This window comes from Streptomyces sp. NPDC052016 (assembly GCF_044548445.1).
Taxonomy (GTDB): domain Bacteria; phylum Actinomycetota; class Actinomycetes; order Streptomycetales; family Streptomycetaceae; genus Streptomyces.
In genome coordinates this window covers 35,188-50,158 of sequence record NZ_JBIUBX010000025.1, presented here as the reverse complement: position 1 = coordinate 50,158, position 14,971 = coordinate 35,188, and the positions used below count along the sequence as shown (strand labels likewise).

General features: G+C 73.9%; 16 protein-coding genes. 3 read left to right on the top strand and 13 right to left on the bottom strand.

The window, feature by feature from the left end:
- Positions 1-36: 36 nt before the first annotated feature.
- The 7 genes from ACIHAR_RS28415 to ACIHAR_RS28385 all read right to left on the bottom strand — a co-directional run bounded on the left by ACIHAR_RS28415 (position 37) and on the right by ACIHAR_RS28385 (position 9,001).
- A complete protein-coding gene (locus ACIHAR_RS28415; protein ID WP_400022486.1) occupies positions 37-2,511 on the bottom strand; it encodes a SpoIIE family protein phosphatase in 2,475 nt (824 codons plus the stop codon).
- Positions 2,512-2,720: 209 nt separating this feature from the next.
- Positions 2,721-3,227 carry a hypothetical protein gene (locus tag ACIHAR_RS28410; protein ID WP_365460641.1) on the bottom strand — a complete coding sequence of 169 codons (507 nt, stop codon included), beginning with the start codon at positions 3,225-3,227 and terminating at the stop codon, positions 2,721-2,723.
- A gap of 110 nt (positions 3,228-3,337) precedes the next feature.
- Positions 3,338-4,603, bottom strand: coding sequence for an ArgE/DapE family deacylase (locus tag ACIHAR_RS28405; protein WP_400022485.1), 1,266 nt, complete (start codon positions 4,601-4,603; stop codon positions 3,338-3,340).
- A gap of 132 nt (positions 4,604-4,735) precedes the next feature.
- Positions 4,736-6,181: a HAMP domain-containing sensor histidine kinase gene (locus tag ACIHAR_RS28400; protein ID WP_365460913.1), complete on the bottom strand. Its 1,446-nt coding sequence runs from the start codon at positions 6,179-6,181 to the stop codon at positions 4,736-4,738.
- 55 nt (positions 6,182-6,236) lie between these two features.
- Complete coding sequence (locus tag ACIHAR_RS28395) at positions 6,237-6,947, bottom strand: response regulator transcription factor (protein WP_365460637.1); 711 nt, start codon at positions 6,945-6,947, stop codon at positions 6,237-6,239.
- 372 nt (positions 6,948-7,319) lie between these two features.
- Complete coding sequence (locus ACIHAR_RS28390; RefSeq protein ID WP_365460635.1) at positions 7,320-7,907, bottom strand: FMN reductase; 588 nt, start codon at positions 7,905-7,907, stop codon at positions 7,320-7,322.
- On the bottom strand, positions 7,904-9,001 hold the full coding sequence (locus tag ACIHAR_RS28385) for an LLM class flavin-dependent oxidoreductase (RefSeq protein ID WP_365460633.1): 1,098 nt from the start codon (positions 8,999-9,001) through the stop codon (positions 7,904-7,906). Before ACIHAR_RS28385 ends, ACIHAR_RS28390 begins: the two co-directional genes overlap by 4 nt.
- Positions 9,002-9,114: 113 nt before the next feature.
- Here ACIHAR_RS28385 and ACIHAR_RS28380 point away from each other — a divergent pair, with 113 nt between their 5' ends.
- The gene (locus ACIHAR_RS28380; protein WP_400022484.1) at positions 9,115-9,909 is read left to right on the top strand and encodes a DUF6597 domain-containing transcriptional factor; all 795 of its coding nucleotides are present in this window, start codon (positions 9,115-9,117) and stop codon (positions 9,907-9,909) included.
- A gap of 42 nt (positions 9,910-9,951) precedes the next feature.
- Here the strand turns inward: ACIHAR_RS28380 and ACIHAR_RS28375 are convergent, their stop codons facing one another.
- Complete coding sequence (locus ACIHAR_RS28375; RefSeq protein ID WP_365460629.1) at positions 9,952-10,842, bottom strand: NADP-dependent oxidoreductase; 891 nt, start codon at positions 10,840-10,842, stop codon at positions 9,952-9,954.
- A gap of 123 nt (positions 10,843-10,965) precedes the next feature.
- On the opposite strand from ACIHAR_RS28375, the gene ACIHAR_RS28370 reads away from it, so the two are divergent.
- The gene (locus ACIHAR_RS28370) at positions 10,966-11,385 is read left to right on the top strand and encodes a helix-turn-helix domain-containing protein (RefSeq protein ID WP_365460627.1); all 420 of its coding nucleotides are present in this window, start codon (positions 10,966-10,968) and stop codon (positions 11,383-11,385) included.
- Here the strand turns inward: ACIHAR_RS28370 and ACIHAR_RS28365 are convergent.
- The 4 genes from ACIHAR_RS28365 to ACIHAR_RS28350 are packed head-to-tail and all read right to left on the bottom strand — an operon-like array spanning position 11,346 to position 13,962.
- A complete protein-coding gene (locus ACIHAR_RS28365; protein ID WP_400022483.1) occupies positions 11,346-11,510 on the bottom strand; it encodes a hypothetical protein in 165 nt (54 codons plus the stop codon). The two genes, ACIHAR_RS28370 and ACIHAR_RS28365, sit on opposite strands and share 40 nt — an antisense overlap.
- On the bottom strand, positions 11,507-12,424 hold the full coding sequence (locus tag ACIHAR_RS28360) for a TIGR03943 family putative permease subunit (RefSeq protein ID WP_365460625.1): 918 nt from the start codon (positions 12,422-12,424) through the stop codon (positions 11,507-11,509). Before ACIHAR_RS28360 ends, ACIHAR_RS28365 begins: the two co-directional genes overlap by 4 nt.
- An 11-nt stretch (positions 12,425-12,435) precedes the next feature.
- The gene (locus ACIHAR_RS28355) at positions 12,436-13,485 is read right to left on the bottom strand and encodes a permease (protein ID WP_365460623.1); all 1,050 of its coding nucleotides are present in this window, start codon (positions 13,483-13,485) and stop codon (positions 12,436-12,438) included.
- Between the two features lie 3 nt (positions 13,486-13,488).
- Entirely contained in the window at positions 13,489-13,962 is a 474-nt protein-coding gene (locus ACIHAR_RS28350; RefSeq protein WP_365460621.1) for a MarR family transcriptional regulator, read from the bottom strand.
- Positions 13,963-14,140: 178 nt separating this feature from the next.
- Here ACIHAR_RS28350 and ACIHAR_RS28345 point away from each other — a divergent pair, with 178 nt between their 5' ends.
- Entirely contained in the window at positions 14,141-14,479 is a 339-nt protein-coding gene (locus ACIHAR_RS28345) for a YnfA family protein (protein ID WP_400022482.1), read from the top strand.
- 9 nt (positions 14,480-14,488) lie between these two features.
- Here the strand turns inward: ACIHAR_RS28345 and ACIHAR_RS28340 are convergent, their stop codons facing one another.
- Entirely contained in the window at positions 14,489-14,926 is a 438-nt protein-coding gene (locus ACIHAR_RS28340; RefSeq protein ID WP_400022481.1) for an ester cyclase, read from the bottom strand.
- Positions 14,927-14,971 lie beyond the last annotated feature (45 nt).

Here is a 14,971-nt window from a genome sequence, read left to right as displayed (position 1 = left end):
GCCCAGGCACCCGCCGCCCCGTCGGCCCGTCCGTCCTCAGGTGAGCCACAGCCCCTCCGCCGCGCCCTCCACGCTCTGTTCCGCCCAGATCGTCTTGCCCCTGGCGCAGGGGCGGGTCCCCCAGCGCTGGGTGAGCTGGGCGACCAGGAGGAGGCCTCGGCCGCCCTCGTCGTAGGTGCGGGCGCGGCGCATGTGGGGGGCCGTGCCGCTGGCGTCGGAGACCTCGCAGATGAGGGTGCGGTCGCGGATGAGGCGCAGCTGGATGGGCGGCTCGGCGTGGCGGATGGCGTTGGTGACGAGTTCGCTGACGATCAGCTCGGTGACGAAGGCGGCCTCCGTCAGGCCCCAGGCCTCCAGCCGGGCCGCCACGTTCTTCCGGGTCTCGGCGACGGCGGCGGGAGCGGGGACCACGTCCCAGACGGCGACCTGGGAGGCGTCGAGCGCGCGGGTGCGGGCGACGAGCAGGGCCACGTCGTCGACGGGCCGGTGCGGGAGCACCCTGGCGAGGACGGTGTCGCACAGGGCGTCGACGGAGGCCGCCGGGGTGGTCAGCGCCCGGCACAGACGGGCCACGCCGTCGTCGAGGTCGTTGTCCCGGGACGCGACCAGGCCGTCGGTGTAGAGGACGAGGAGACTGCCCTCGGGCAGCTCGGTCTCGACCGACTCGAAGGGGAGTCCGCCCAGGCCCAGCGGGGGTCCGGCCGGCAGGTCGAGCAGTTCCACGGTGCCGTCGGGGCTGACCACGGCCGGGAGCGGGTGCCCGGCCCTGGCCGACGTGCAGCGGCGGGAGACCGGGTCGTAGACCGCGTACAGGCACGTGGCCCCGGCTCCGGACCCGTCGTTCCCGGGCTCGTCCTCCGTGCCCTCCGCCTCGGTGGCGAGCCGGCCCACCAGGTCGTCGAGGTGGGTGAGCAGTTCGTCGGGCGGCAGGTCGATGTCGGCGAGGGTGCGTACGGCCGTGCGCAGCCGGCCCATCGTCGCGGAGGCGTGGACACCGTGGCCGACCACGTCCCCGACGACCAGTGCCACCCTGGCCCCGGACAGCGGGATCACGTCGAACCAGTCCCCGCCCACCCCCGCCCGGGCGCCGGCCGGAAGGTAGCGGAAGGCGGCCTCGACCGCGGACTGCTCGGGCATCCGCCGCGGCAGCAGGCTGCGCTGCAGGGTGACCGCCGTACCGCGTTCGCGGGTGTAGCGCCGGGCGTTGTCGATGCAGACCGCCGCCCGCGCCGCCAGCTCCTCGGCCAGGACGAGGTCGTCCCGCTGGAAGGCGTCGGGGTGCCGGTGGCGGACGAAGACGGCGACGCCCAGGGTGACGCCGCGCGCCGACAGGGGCACGGTCATCACCGAGTGGAAGCCGAAGTCACGGACACGGGAGGCCCGCAGCGGATCCCGGGCGACCCAGTCGGCGACCGCCGGATCCGTCACCAGGTAACGCTGGGCCCGTCCCGAGCGGATGCTCTCGGCCGGCGGGGAGCCCGCCGGGTACTCGCCCTCCCCACCGGGCTCCACCGCCGCCTCGGGGATGTCCGGGAGCACGGACTGGTGCGCGACGCGCCGCAGCACCAGCGGGCCGCCCGCCTGCTCCGCGACCGGCCCGTCCCCCTCCTCGAAGAACGACGTCAGCAGATCGACGCTGATGAAGTCGGCGAGCTCCGGCACCAGCACGTCCGCCAGTTCCTGCGCCGTCCGGGTCACGTCGAGGGTGCTGCCGATGCGCCCGCCGGCCTCGGCGATCAGCTGGAGCCGCTTGCGGGCGCAGTACTCCTCCGTCCTGTCGTGCCCGGTGGAGGCCACGCCCAGGACACGGCCCTCCGGGTCCTGCAAGCGGTAGACCTGGACCGACCAGGCGTGCTCACGGGCCTCACCGGGACCACGGGCGTGGTTCTCCAGGTACTGCGGCTCGCCCGTCTCCAGCGCCCGCCGCATCCCCCGCTCGACCTTCTCCGCGACCGGCGGGGCGAGGACGTCCGACAGCCGCAGCCCGCGCAGGTCGTCGTCGCTCAGGCCCAGTACGCCCTGCCCGCGCCGGTTGGACCGGCGGAAGCGCAGGTCCGTGTCGTACACCGAGGTCGCGCAGCACGGGGAGTCGAGGAAACCCCGCCTCGCGAGCGCCTCGTCGTCGGGGCGGGGTCGCTGTCCCCCGACGGCGGAGACCAGGAGCCAGTCGCGCGCCCCGTGGTCCGGCGTCCTGTGGTGCGCCAGGACCCTGGTCTCCAGGCGGCGGCCGTCACGGTGCCGGACGGCCAGCGTGCCGTGCCATCTCGGCAGCCGGGCCAGGGGTGGGAGGTCGCCCGCCACCGGCGGCTCGGCCAGCAGGGTCGCCGCCGGTCGGCCGACGGTCTGCTCCGCCGCGTATCCGAGGAGCCGCTGCGCTCCGTCGTTCCAGCCGGTCACGGTGCCTTGTTCGTCGACGGTGACACGCGCGGTGAGCGCCTCACCGACGACGGTGTCCGATCCGCCGCCCATCTCGCTCTCTCCGTACAGCCCGCATGGCTCCGTATGGCTCATGACTCGTGTGACTCGTTCGGCTGATGACTCCTACGGCTGATGACTCCTACGGCCCGCAGGGCCCGTAGGACCGGTACCCCATATGGCCGTACATTCCGCAGTATTCCCATATATGTGCGAGCGATGAGTGGGTCCGGCATCGCGTGCGCCACCGCTGGTCGCCGGATCCGGGAAGGCCCGGGGTGTCGGGAGAACCTCGCGCGAGAACGTCAGCTTCCGCTGCCCCTCCCCGCCCCCTCCGGCCACACCACCTCGACCGGCACCCCCGCCGCCCGCGCGTCCCGCACCGCGTCCGCCGTGCCGCCGCCCCGGCCGCTCGGGGGTTCGCCGTTCCAGACGGCGACGAGGCGGTCGGCGCGTTCGACGAGGACGGCGTTGGCGGCGTCGTAGGCGTCGCGGTCGGCCCGGTCGCGGGGGAGGACCAGAACCTCGGCCGCGGACGCGACGAGCCGGTCGAAGAGCGGGACCCGGGCGGGTTCGACCTTGGTGCGGCGGTAGTCGCGGGAGGGGATGACGGCGACCAGGCGGCCGCCGGCGGCCAGGACGGCCTCGGCGAAGAGGGAGTCGGCGCCCGCGGCGAGACAGGAGACGCCGACCAGGTCACCGCCGCCGTCGCGGGCGTACCGGCCGAGCAGGGCGTCGAGGGCGGCGCGCACGAGCGGGACGCTCTCCTCGGTGAGGTCGGTGTGTCCGGTCACCGCGATCGTGGTGGTCATGGGGCTCACCCCATTCGCCTCCCTCGCCTCTCTGGCCCCCGTCTCCTCGGCTTCCCTCGCCTCGATCGCGGGGTCCGCCGTGGAGACCGGGCCCGGCCGCAGATCGTCGCTCACTTCGTGCCGACCGTCCGCAGCACCGTCAGCACCACCGCACGCGCCGCGTCCACCACCTCCCGGACCGACACGTGCTCTCGCGCGCTGTGCGCCACCGCGATGTCGCCCGGCCCGAACTGCAGGGCCGGGATCCCGGCGGCGGCGTACAGCCGCAGGTCGCTGCCGTACGTCGCCCCGCGCTCCCTCGGGCGCGGGGCACCGGTCGCGTCGGCGTACGCGTCCGCCACGGCGTCCCGCAGCGGATGCCCCGCCGGCAGCCGCCCGCTGGCGAACTGGCCGCCCGGCCAGGTCACGGCCGCGGGATGCTCCCGCAGCCAGGGATCGGCCACGCACGCCTGCGCCACGCACCGCTCCAGTTGCGCCCGCGCCTCGGCCGGATCCTCCCCGAGCCGCACGCCGAGCCGCCCCTCCGCGACGAGCAGGTCCGGCACGCTGCTCGCCCAGTCCCCGGAGCGCAGGGTGCCCACGGACAGGGAGTACGGGATCGGGTACTCGGCGAGCAGCGGATCGGGCGCCCGGTTGCGCTCGCCCTCGAGCCGGGCCAGCGCCCGGTGCACCGGCAGGTAGGCGTCGATCGCGCTGACCCCGGCCTCCCGCGAACTGGCGTGCGCGGCCTTGCCGGGAACGGCGATCCGGAAGGTGAGCGCGCCCGCGTTCGCGGTGATCACCGTCCCGGCCGTCGGCTCGGCGATCAGGCACGCGTCACCGCCGTGGCCGCGCTGGAGCGTGCCGAAGGCGCCGAGCCCGCCGTCCTCCTCCCCGACCACGAAGTGCACGGCGACCCTGCCGCGCAGCCGTACCCCGGCCGCCCGGATCGCCGCCAGCGCGGCCAGGTGCGCGGCGAGCCCGGCCTTCATGTCGCAGGCCCCGCGCCCGTGGACGACGTCGCCGCGCACCCGGGGCACGAACGGGTCGCCGTCCCAGGCCGCGAGGTCCCCGGGCGGTACGACGTCCACGTGCCCCTGGAGGATCAGCGTCGGTCCGTCTCCGCCGTCCGGCGTGTGCCCCACGAGCCCCCAGGCCTCCTCGCGCGGGGCCTCCGTGCCCGGGAAGGCGGGGTGCGCGAACAGGGCGGGCAGGTCCATGCCCCACAGATCGACGTCCAGGCCGAGCCGCTCCAGCCGTCCGGCGAGGTGGTGCTGTATCTCCGACTCGGCGGGGCTTCCCGTGACGCTGGGTATCGCGATCAGCTCCAGCAGCGTCCGCCCGACGGCCTCCTCGTCGATCGCCGCCAGCGCGGCGGCCTCCTGGTCGTTCAGCACGCGTCGACTCCCTCCCTCGTCGACGGCCCGCACGGGCCGCCCTTCCGGTCGGCGGATCACCGCGCCGCCCGGAGGCCTCACCCCGCTCCCGGCCGACGGACCCGATCCGCTCACCTCTGGCTCCCCGGCCGCTCAGTCCTCCAGTCCCCCGCCCACCGTGAACCCGATCACCGATCCCCCGCCCTCGCGGTGGAAGGCGAACGGCGCGCCCCCGTGCGCCAGGGCCACCTCCCGCACGATCGACAGGCCCAGGCCCGAGCCCGGCAGGGACCGGGCGTCCGCTGCGCGGTAGAAGCGGTCGAAGACGCGGGTGAGGTCGGACTCGGTGATGCCGGGGCCGCGGTCGAGGACCTCGACGCGGACCGTGCCGACGGGGGTCTCGCCGCTCGGGCGCGGTCGGGCGTGGGGGACGGGGCCGGAGACGTTGATCTCGATGGGCTCCCTGCCCCCGCGGTCGAACTTGGCGGCGTTCTCGACGAGGTTGGACAGCGCCCGCTGGAGCATGCCCGGCCGGCCGTCGCTGGTGGTGTCGCCGCTCGCGCGGACCAGGACCCGCCGGCCGGTGCGGCGGCGGGCGAGGCCGGCGACGTCCTCGGCGAGGTCGGCGAGGTCGACGCGCCGCGGGGGCTCGGTGTCGGACTGGCCGGCCGCGAGGTCGACCAACTCGTTGACCAGGTCGGTGAGTTCGCGGGCCTCCTGGCCGAGGTCGGCGACGAGCTCGTCCCGCGTCTCGGGGGGCAGCTCGTCGATCCGGCGCAGCAGCGAGATGTTCGTACGGAGCGAGGTCAGCGGGGTGCGCAGTTCGTGGCCCGCGTCCTGGACCAGGCGGCGCTGGTCCTCCTCGGACTGGGCGAGGCGGCCCAGCATGCGGTCGAAGGCGCGGCCGAGCCGGCCGACCTCGTCGTACCCGGTGACGGGGACCTGGACGCCGAGGCGGCGGGTGCGGGCGACGTCCTCCGCGGCGGTGGTGAGGATGACCAGGCGGTGGGTGATGCGCCGGGCCAGCCACCAGCCGAACAGACCCGCGGCCGTCACGACCGCGAGCATCAGCACCAGCGTCCGTTGCTGCAGCGCCCGCAGCAGGTCCTCCGTGTCGCTGAACTCCTGCGCGACCTGCACCGCGCCCCGCCCGCCGCCCAGCGCGACCGTCGCGACGCGGTAGACGTCGTCGCCGACGTCGACGTCCTTGTGCACGGTGAGCGCCCCGGCCGTCGCCGCGGCCGCGATCTCCCGGTCCGCGGTCACGACCGGCAGCCCCGGGTTGCCGGGGTCGACGACCGCCCCGTCCGGCCCGAGCACCTGCACGTCCGTGCGGGCGGGCCGCACGATGTCGTGGCCCGGCGCGGCGGAGGAGAAGTCCTCGGGGTCCATCGCCTTGTCGCGCACCTCGTCGCGCAGGTCCTGGACGACCTCGTCGAACACCGACTCCTGGTCCACCCGCACCAGCCGGGCCGCGGCCGAGTACGACAGGACGCCGACGAGGACGGTGACGGCGGCGGTCACGGCGGCGAAGGACACCGCGAAGGTCGTGCGCAGCGAGGCCAGCTTCGGGCGCCGCCACGACGCCCAGCGCCTCACCCGGCCGCCCGCCGGTCCCGCCCGCCCGGGACGGCCGCCCACCGGAGCCCGCCCCTCAGTCTTCCCGCAGCACGTAACCCACGCCCCGCACGGTGTGGATCAGCTGCGGGGCGCCGGGAGCGTCGAGCTTGCGGCGCAGATAGCCGACGTAGACGGCGAGGTTCTTGGAGCCCGGGCCGAAGTCGTAGCCCCAGATGCGGTCGTAGATCGTGGCGTGGTCGAGGACGATGCCCGCGTTGCGCACGAGCAGCTCCAGCAGTTCGAACTCGGTGCGGGTCAGCTCCAGCTCCCGCTCCCCGCGCCAGGCCCGCCGCGCCTGCGGGTCCATCCGCAGTCCCGCGGCCTCCACGTACCGGGCGGGGGCCGGCGCCGGCTTCGGTACGTCGACGGGGGCCGCCGGGCTGGTGCGGCGCAGCAGCGCCCGCAGCCGGGCGAAGACCTCCTCCACGTCGAAGGGCTTCACGACGTAGTCGTCGGCGCCCGCGTCCAGGCCGGCGATCCGGTCGGCGGTCTCCACGAGCGCCGTCAGCATCAGGATCGGCGTGCGGTCGCCCTCGGCGCGCAGCACGCGGCAGACCTGGAGGCCGTCGATGCCGGGCATCATCACGTCGAGGACGAGCACGTCCGGCGGCGCCTTGTGAGCGTGCGCCAGCGCCTCGACGCCGTCGGCGACCGCCGTGACCCGGTAGCCCTCCAGGGTCAGGGCCCGTTCCAGGGCGTGACGGATGGCGCGGTCGTCTTCGGCGAGGAGCACGGTCTGCGGCACGCGGTCCAGTCTGCCAAGGCCTCCGGCGGTCGGGCGGGTCGGATCGACCTGCGGTCGGGCTTCTTACTGGGCTCTCACCGTTGTGGTGGGCGTCCCCCCGGGCGTCCCCGGGGGCTGCCGCGCCCGGATCCACCGCTCCGGCCCTGAACGGGCCTCGTTCTCGAACGCCGGACGGGCTGTTTTCACCGGCCCTCGCCAGAAGGCGCCGCAGCCGGACCGGCCGGTGCCGCCGGCCCCTCGCCCGCGAAGGCGTCGGACGGGCCGGCTCTGCGGCCCGGGTGCCGGACAGGCGTGTGCTGCCGCGCCCCTCGCCCGCCAGAAGCGCCGGGCGGGGAGTCTCCCCGCCCGGCGTTCAGGAGGACACCGGGGAGGTCACCGGCGGGAGAGCGCCGCCAGCTGCTCCGCGAAGGGGACCACCTGGAGCTCGTCCTTCACCGGCTTGGTCACGGAGAGCCCCTTCATCAGCGCGGCCAGCTCCCCCGCCGCCCGCTCGATGCGCTCCGGCAGCCCCTCCGCGCCCCAGTCCTCGGAGGCGGCGTAGACCGCGGTCGGGACGACGACGGCCCGCAGGTAGGCGAAGAGCGGCCGCAGGGCGTGGTCCAGGACGAGCGAGTGCCGGGCGGAGCCGCCGGTGGCGGCGATCAGCACGGGCTTGCCCGCCAGCGCGTCCTTCTCCAGCACGTCGAAGAAGGACTTGAACAGTCCGCTGTACGACGCCGAGAACACCGGCGTGACGACGACCAGCCCGTCCGCCGCCGTCACCGAGTCCAGCGCGGCCGCCAGCGCCTTGCCGGGGAAGCCGTTGGTGAAGTGGTGGGCGATCTCGACGGCGAGGTCGCGCAGTTCGACGACCTCGACGTCCACCGGGGTCTGCCGGCCGACGGCGGTGGCCAGCCGGTCGGCCAGCAGGCGGGTGGACGACGGGACGCTCAGTCCCGCCGAGACGACGACGAGCTTCATGCGGCGGTCTCCTCCTTCGCGGTCTTCGCGGCGGTGAGCAGGGACTGGTGGGTCGGCGCGTCCGGCACGTCGGCCGGGCGCCCCTTGGCGAACTCCTCGCGCAGCACGGGCACGACCTCCTCGCCGAGCATGTCGAGCTGCTCCAGCACGGTCTTCAGCGGCAGCCCGGCGTGGTCCATCAGGAAGAGCTGGCGCTGGTAGTCGCCCGCGTACTCGCGGAAGGACAGCGTCTTCTCGATCACCTGCTGCGGCGAACCCACGGTGAGCGGGGTCTGGTCGGTGAAGTCCTCCAGCGACGGCCCGTGCCCGTAGACGGGCGCGTTGTCGAAGTACGGCCGGAACTCACGGACGGCGTCCTGCGAGTTCTTCCGCATGAAGACCTGGCCGCCCAGGCCGACGATCGCCTGCTCGGGCGTGCCGTGCCCGTAGTGGGCGTACCGGGCCCGGTACAGCTCGACCATGCGCTTGGTGTGGTCGGCCGGCCAGAAGATGTTGTTGTGGAAGAAGCCGTCGCCGTAGAACGCGGCCTGCTCGGCGATCTCGGGCGACCGGATGGAGCCGTGCCAGACGAACGGCGGCACGTCGTCCAGCGGACGCGGGGTCGAGGTGAAGCCCTGCAGCGGCGTGCGGAACGTGCCCTCCCAGTCGACGACGTCCTCACGCCACAGCCGGTGCAGCAGGGCGTAGTTCTCGATGGCGAGGTTGATGCCCTGCCGGATGTCCTGCCCGAACCACGGGTAGACCGGCCCGGTGTTGCCGCGTCCCATCATCAGGTCGACGCGCCCGTCGGCCAGGTGCTGGAGCATCGCGTAGTCCTCAGCGATCTTCACCGGGTCGTTGGTGGTGATGAGGGTGGTCGAGGTGGAGAGGATCAGTTTCTCCGTCCGCGCGGCTATGTAGCCGAGCATCGTGGTCGGGGACGACGGCACGAACGGCGGGTTGTGGTGCTCACCGGTCGCGAAGACGTCCAGGCCGACCTCCTCGGCCTTCAGCGCGATGGCGACCATGGCCTTGATCCGCTCGCGCTCGGTCGGCGTACGGCCCGTCGTCGGGTCCGGCGTGACATCGCCCACCGTGAAGATCCCGAACTGCATGGTCGCTCAACCTCCAAAGTTGTTGACCGTTCAACCATACCCCTGAACGGCCACCCCGTGCCCCCTATTCCCGAGCACCCCCGCCTGTCAGTGCCCCGCCCTACGATCCCCCCATGGCCGCCCCACGCCGGGACACCCGAGGCATCGTCGACGCCGCCGGGCTCTTCACGCGCGTCCGCTTCCGGCGCCGCGAACCGGCCCCGCCCCTGCGCCCCTACCTGGAGCACTACTGGCTGATCGACTGGGACCTGGACGAGCCCTACGCCTCCCACGTGGTCCCGCACCCCTCGGTCAACATCGTCTTCCAGCGGTACGAGGGCCAGGATCCCTTCGCCGAGCTGGCCGGGATCGGCCTCGGCCTCTTCACACAGAAACTGGAGGGCAGGGGCCGGGTCTGCGGCATCCAGTTCCGCCCCGGCGGCTTCCGCCCCTTCTTCCCGGGGCACCCGGTGACGCGGTGGACGGGCCGCCGGATCCGCCTCGCCGGCACCGACCCGACGCCCGTCCTCTCCCCCGACGACGAGGACGCCCGCGTGGCCGCCCTGGACACCTGTCTCCTCGGCCTCGGCCCCCACCCCGACCCCCAGGCCGACCGGGCCATGACCCTGGTCGACCGCATCCGCACCGACCGCACGATCCGCCGGGTCGCGGACTTCGCGCGAGCGGAGGGCGTCTCGGTACGCCTGCTGCAACGCCTGTTCGCCGCGTACGTCGGGGTCGGCCCGAAGTGGGTGATCCTGCGCTACCGCATCCACGAGGCACTGGAACGGGCGGAGACCTCGGCGGACGTCGACTGGGCGGCCCTCGCGGCGGACCTGGGATACGCGGACCAGGCCCACCTGGTGAGGGACTTCACCACCACCGTGGGCGTGCCCCCCGCGACGTACGCCCGCCACCGCGCCCCCTGAGGGGCGCGGGGCACCACGCGGGCAACCCCTCGACCGCCCGCCCTAGGGCACGATCACCAGCCGCCCCCGGACCCCGCCCTCCGCCAGCCGGGCATGCGCCTTCGCCGCCTCCTCCAGCGGGAACGTCTCGGCCACCCGCAGGGTCAGCTCCCCGTCGTCCACCAGCCTCACCAGCTTCCCCAACTGCGCCCCGTCCGCCCGCACCTCGACCGCCTCCGTCCGCACACCCCGCACGGAGGAGGGCTGGGCCTGCGGAATCACCCCTGCGTAGGCACCCCCGTCCCTCACCCACGCCAGCGCCCGCTCCCCCAGCACCGCCGCGTCCAGCACGGCGTCGAACGCGCCCGGCCCGGCCTCCCCCGCGACGAAGCCGACGGCGCCCGAGGACCGTACGAACTCCTCGTCCCCCTCCCGGGCCAGCCCCGTCACCGCGAACCCCCGCAGTGCGGCGAGCCGCACGGCGTACGCCCCGACCGCTCCCGCCGCGCCGGTGACCAGCAGCGAGGCGCCCGGCCGCAGGTCGAGCAGGTCCAGCGCCTGCACGGCGGTCAGGGCGTTCAGCGGCAGCGTCGCCGCATGCACCGCGTCCACCGAGGCCGGCGCCTTCGCCACCGCGTCCGTGTCCACGACGACGTACTCCGCGTGCGTCCCGAGCGGCTTGACCATGCCGTGGTCGAGCGCCACGACCTCGTCCCCGACGTTCCACGCGGTGGCCACGCCGGTCGCGTCCACGGTCCCGGCGACGTCCCAGCCGAGCCCGATCCGCTTGCCCGCACCCCCGAAGACACCGGAACGCACTCCGGCGTCCACCGGGTTCAGCCCGGCCGCCGCGACCTTGATCCGCACCTGCCGGGCTCCCGGCTCCGGCACCTCCGTCTCCACGACCTCCACGACCTCGGGCCCGCCGAACGACCGCACGACTGCTGCACGCATGACAACTCCCCCTGTGATCCGGGTTTCTGAAGGCTTTCCGACTTGATGCAGCAACCCTAGGAAGAGCTACTATCCAGCAGGAAGTAGTTACCTGAAGGTGCCTACCTCACCCGGAGGAGAGCCATGGCGACCATGACCGCGGCCCAGCGGCGCGAGAAGGCCCGCGCCGACTACGACGCCTTCCTGAAGGCCTGCCCGACCAACCAGCTCCTGGACCGCATCAGCGACAAGTGGGTCAGCCTGGTCGTGGCCGCGCTCGCACCCGGCCCCCTGCGGTACAGCGACCTGTCCCGCAAGATCGCCGGCGTCAGCCCCAAGATGCTCACCCAGACCCTGCGCACCCTGGAGCGCGACGGCATCCTCACCCGCACGGTGACCCCCTCCGTCCCCGTCCGCGTCGACTACGCCCTCACCCCGCTCGGCAGCAGCCTCGCCCTGCTCCTGGTCGCGGTGAAGGACTGGGCGGAGATCCACTTCGACGAGGTCCACGCGGCCCGCGAGCGCTACGACACGGAGACCGCGCAGAGCGCGGGGAACGCGTAGAGCACGGGGAACGCGTAGAGCGCGGGGAACGCGTAGAGCACGGAGACCGCGTAGAGCACGGAGACCGCGCAGAGCACGGGGAGCACCGGGGCCTGACCGGCCCCGGGCCGGGGCCTGCGGTTCACGAGCCGATCGGCAGGGCGTCCGTGTACCCGTTCGTCGGCCGCTCCACCTTCTCGACGCCTCGGGCGTCCAGCGCGACCGGCGCGGACTCCGTCCCCAGGGTGCCGCCCGGGTGCCAGGTGCCCGTCACCGTCACCCAGGTGTCGGCGGCCGGAGCCTCCACCCCGTACACCCGCACCTTCACCGACTGCGCGTCCGCCGCGCAGCACGACAGCAGAATGCGCGTCAGGTACCAGCCGTCGCCCCCGTCGGCGGGCGTGACGAAGCCGGTCATGCGGACGGTGCGCCCCTTGATGGCCCGGCCGGGGTCCTGCTGCACGCGCTGGGTGAAGTCGGTGAGCGTGATCGGCAGCGGCGAGGTCGCGGGCAGCGGTTCAAAGCCGTCCTCCTCGACGACGGCGACCACCTTGGGCGCCTCCCGGGCGGCGGTGAACGAGCCCAGCGCGGGCGGGGCGTAGAAGAGCAGGCTCAGCGCGGGCAGGAACAGCAGCCAGGCGACGCGTGGCACACCCGAGTGGTCGTGACCGTGGCCCTGGCCGTGCTCCCGGTCCTCGGAGAGGTCCCAGCCGTCCTCCCGGCCATGGCCGTGACCTGGGACGGTCTCCTGACCATGGCCATGGCCTGGGACGGTGTCCTGACCATGGCCGTGACCTGGGACGGTCTCCTGACCATGGCCGTGACCTGGAACGTTCTCCTGACCGTGGCCGTCGCCGTGGCCGGCGCGTCCCCGCCGCACCCCCCGCCACGCGGACCACGCCTCCGCCGTCCCCAGCAGGAGCAGCAACGCCCCCGACGCGATCAGCAGCGGCCGCATGCCCTCCTTGACGTACCTCAGGTACAGCTCCGTGAAGAGCGAGGTCTGCAACAGGCCGAGCCCGATCAGCGCCAGCAGCACGGCCTGCGCGAACCGCCTCACCGCGGCTCCCCTCACAGCAGCACCCCTCCCACCACCACGCTGCACACGACCGCGACCACGGCCGTGGCGGCGGAGAAACGGACCGCGAAGGCCCGGCCGAACGTGCCCGCCTGCAAGGCGATCAGCTTCAGGTCGACCATCGGCCCCACCACCATGAACGTCAGCCGCGCGACCGGCGAGAAGCCGCTCAGCGAGGCCGCCACGAACGCGTCGGCCTCCGAGCACACCGCGAGCACGATCGCCAGAACCGCCAGGAACAGCACCGACAGCCACGGCGAGTCGGAGAACGTCTCCACGACGGAGCGCGGAACCGCCACGTTGAATGTCGCCGCGGCCATCGCCCCGACCACCAGGAAACCCCCCGCGTGCAGGAAGTCGTGCTGGAAGCCCTGCCGGAACTCCGTCCACCGGCTGTGCCCCGGCCGGTGCCCGGAGTGCCGCACGGCCGGCTTCAGCCACTCCGCCCGCCCCAGCCAGAGCCACAGCCAGCCCATCACGGCCGCGGTGACCAGCGAGGCGAGCAGCCGCGCCAGCACCATCTCCGGACTGCCCGGGAACGCGATCGCGGTGGCGGTCAGCACGATCGGGTTCACCGCGGGCGCCGACAGCAGGAACGCGAACGCGGCGGCCGGCGTCACCCCCCTGCCGATCAGACTGTTCGCCACGGGCACCGACGCGCACTCACAGCCCGGCAGCACGACCCCCGCCGCACCGGCGACGGGCACCGCGAGCGCGGGCCGCTTCGGCAGCAGCCGGTTGAACACCCGCGCCGGCACGAACGCGTTGATCGCCCCGGACAGGGCCGTACCGAGCAGCAGGAACGGCAGCGCCTGCACGGTCACCGCGAGACACACCGTCCGCCACGCCTCGACGGCCGGCTCCTCCAGCGACCGCCCGACCAGCACCAGCAGCGCGCCGGGCAGCACGGCCGCTCCGGCCAGCAACAAGGGCCAGTGGCGCGGCAGGCCACGCCCCGGGGGCGCGGGAGCCGCGTCCGACCGGCCCGCCCGTATGCCGGTGTCCGTGATCGTGTCCGTGCCGGTGTCCTGGATGGCGCCCATGCCCTAGACCGTGCCTCCCCGCAGCCGCGCGACCTGCTCCCCGCCGAACTCCACCGTCCGCCTCATGTGCCGCACGATCACCGCGAGTTCGGCGTCGTCCAGGTCCTCGAAGAGCGGGCTCCAGTCACCGCCCAGCCGCTCCCACGTCCGCCCGAACTCGGCGATCCGATCGGGCACCGTCGCCACCAGCACCCGCCGCCGGTCGGCCGCGTCCCGCTCCCGCACGACGTACCCCGCCTTCTCCAGCCGGTCCACCAGCCGCGTCGCCGACCCGGTGGTCAGCCCCGTCAGCTCGGCGACCCGGCCCGTCGTCACCGGCGCCCGCTCCAGCGAGAGCAGGTTCAGGCACTGGAGGTCGGTGGGGTGCAGCCCGAGACGGTCGGCGACGGCCTGGTTGAACAGCGCGAAGGCGGCCACGTACCGGCGGGAGACGGTGGACAGCTCGCCCAGCAACCGCGACCGCACGTTCCCGGACATCGCCCGCACCACCCCTTCGTCTGCGCCGTCCGCAGATCGTACGACGCGCCACGACCCGACCGGACCGACCGGTGGAGGCACGCGTCGGGACGGGTCGGAAGAAGTACGTGTGCCCCCGTGTCCGGCACCGGCACCTGCCGCCGGTCATCGGACGGCACAGGCGTGCGAAGCTGCTGCCATGCTCGTACTCCGCTCCGCCGCCCTCTTCGCCGTCGCCGCCCTCTTCGAGATCGGCGGCGCGTGGCTGGTCTGGCAGGGCGTGCGCGAGCACCGCGGCTGGCTGTGGATCGGCGCGGGCGTCATGGCGCTCGGCGCGTACGGCTTCGTCGCCACCCTCCAGCCGGACGCGCACTTCGGCCGCATCCTGGCGGCCTACGGCGGTGTCTTCGTCGCCGGTTCCCTGGCCTGGGGCATGGTCGCCGACGGCTACCGCCCCGACCGGTGGGACGTGGCGGGCGCGCTGATCAGCCTCGCGGGCATGGCGGTGATCATGTGGGCGCCGCGGGGCGGGGCCTGACGGATCCGTTCAGGCGGTCGCCAGGTCGGGCAGCAGACCCAGCTGCTCCAGGAACTCCAACTGGTCGAAGTAGAGCCGGTAGCTGACGATCCGCCCGTCCACCACCGTCGCCAGGTCCACCCCGCGCACCCTGAGCTCCTTCTGCGTCGCGGGCAGCGTGCGCCCGTCCGGCATCCGCAGGGGCCCGGTGTTGCGGCCGCGGAAGTACCCCTCGTCGACGGCCGTCGTACCGATCTCGAACGAGTGCACCGGCTCCCACGTCGCCTCGGGCACGGACTCCGTCATCTGACGCCAGTACTCGACGATCTCGTCGCGCCCGTGGAGCTCCCCGGCCTCGGGAGTGACGGCGACCGCGTCCTCGGCGAACAGCTCCGCGATGACCTTCAGGTCGGGCTTGGTGGTGAGCGCCTCCGTGAGCCGGTCCATGACCTCACGCGCCTGTCCCATCGGTCCACCTCCTGAACAGGGGATCACCCACCCATTCTCCCACCG

Excerpts from the sequence above, each read along its gene's own strand:
- ACIHAR_RS28345 (WP_400022482.1), top strand. The coding sequence starts at position 14,141 with ATGCTCGTACTCCGCTCCGCCGCCCTCTTCGCCGTCGCCGCCCTCTTC.
- ACIHAR_RS28375 (WP_365460629.1), bottom strand. The coding sequence starts at position 10,842 with ATGCGTGCAGCAGTCGTGCGGTCGTTCGGCGGGCCCGAGGTCGTGGAG.
- ACIHAR_RS28385 (WP_365460633.1), bottom strand. The coding sequence starts at position 9,001 with ATGCAGTTCGGGATCTTCACGGTGGGCGATGTCACGCCGGACCCGACG.
- ACIHAR_RS28415 (WP_400022486.1), bottom strand. The coding sequence starts at position 2,511 with ATGAGCCATACGGAGCCATGCGGGCTGTACGGAGAGAGCGAGATGGGC.
- ACIHAR_RS28390 (WP_365460635.1), bottom strand. The coding sequence starts at position 7,907 with ATGAAGCTCGTCGTCGTCTCGGCGGGACTGAGCGTCCCGTCGTCCACC.
- ACIHAR_RS28370 (WP_365460627.1), top strand. The coding sequence starts at position 10,966 with ATGGCGACCATGACCGCGGCCCAGCGGCGCGAGAAGGCCCGCGCCGAC.
- ACIHAR_RS28380 (WP_400022484.1), top strand. The coding sequence starts at position 9,115 with ATGGCCGCCCCACGCCGGGACACCCGAGGCATCGTCGACGCCGCCGGG.
- ACIHAR_RS28350 (WP_365460621.1), bottom strand. The coding sequence starts at position 13,962 with ATGTCCGGGAACGTGCGGTCGCGGTTGCTGGGCGAGCTGTCCACCGTC.
- ACIHAR_RS28340 (WP_400022481.1), bottom strand. The coding sequence starts at position 14,926 with ATGGGACAGGCGCGTGAGGTCATGGACCGGCTCACGGAGGCGCTCACC.
- ACIHAR_RS28410 (WP_365460641.1), bottom strand. The coding sequence starts at position 3,227 with ATGACCACCACGATCGCGGTGACCGGACACACCGACCTCACCGAGGAG.
- ACIHAR_RS28355 (WP_365460623.1), bottom strand. The coding sequence starts at position 13,485 with ATGGGCGCCATCCAGGACACCGGCACGGACACGATCACGGACACCGGC.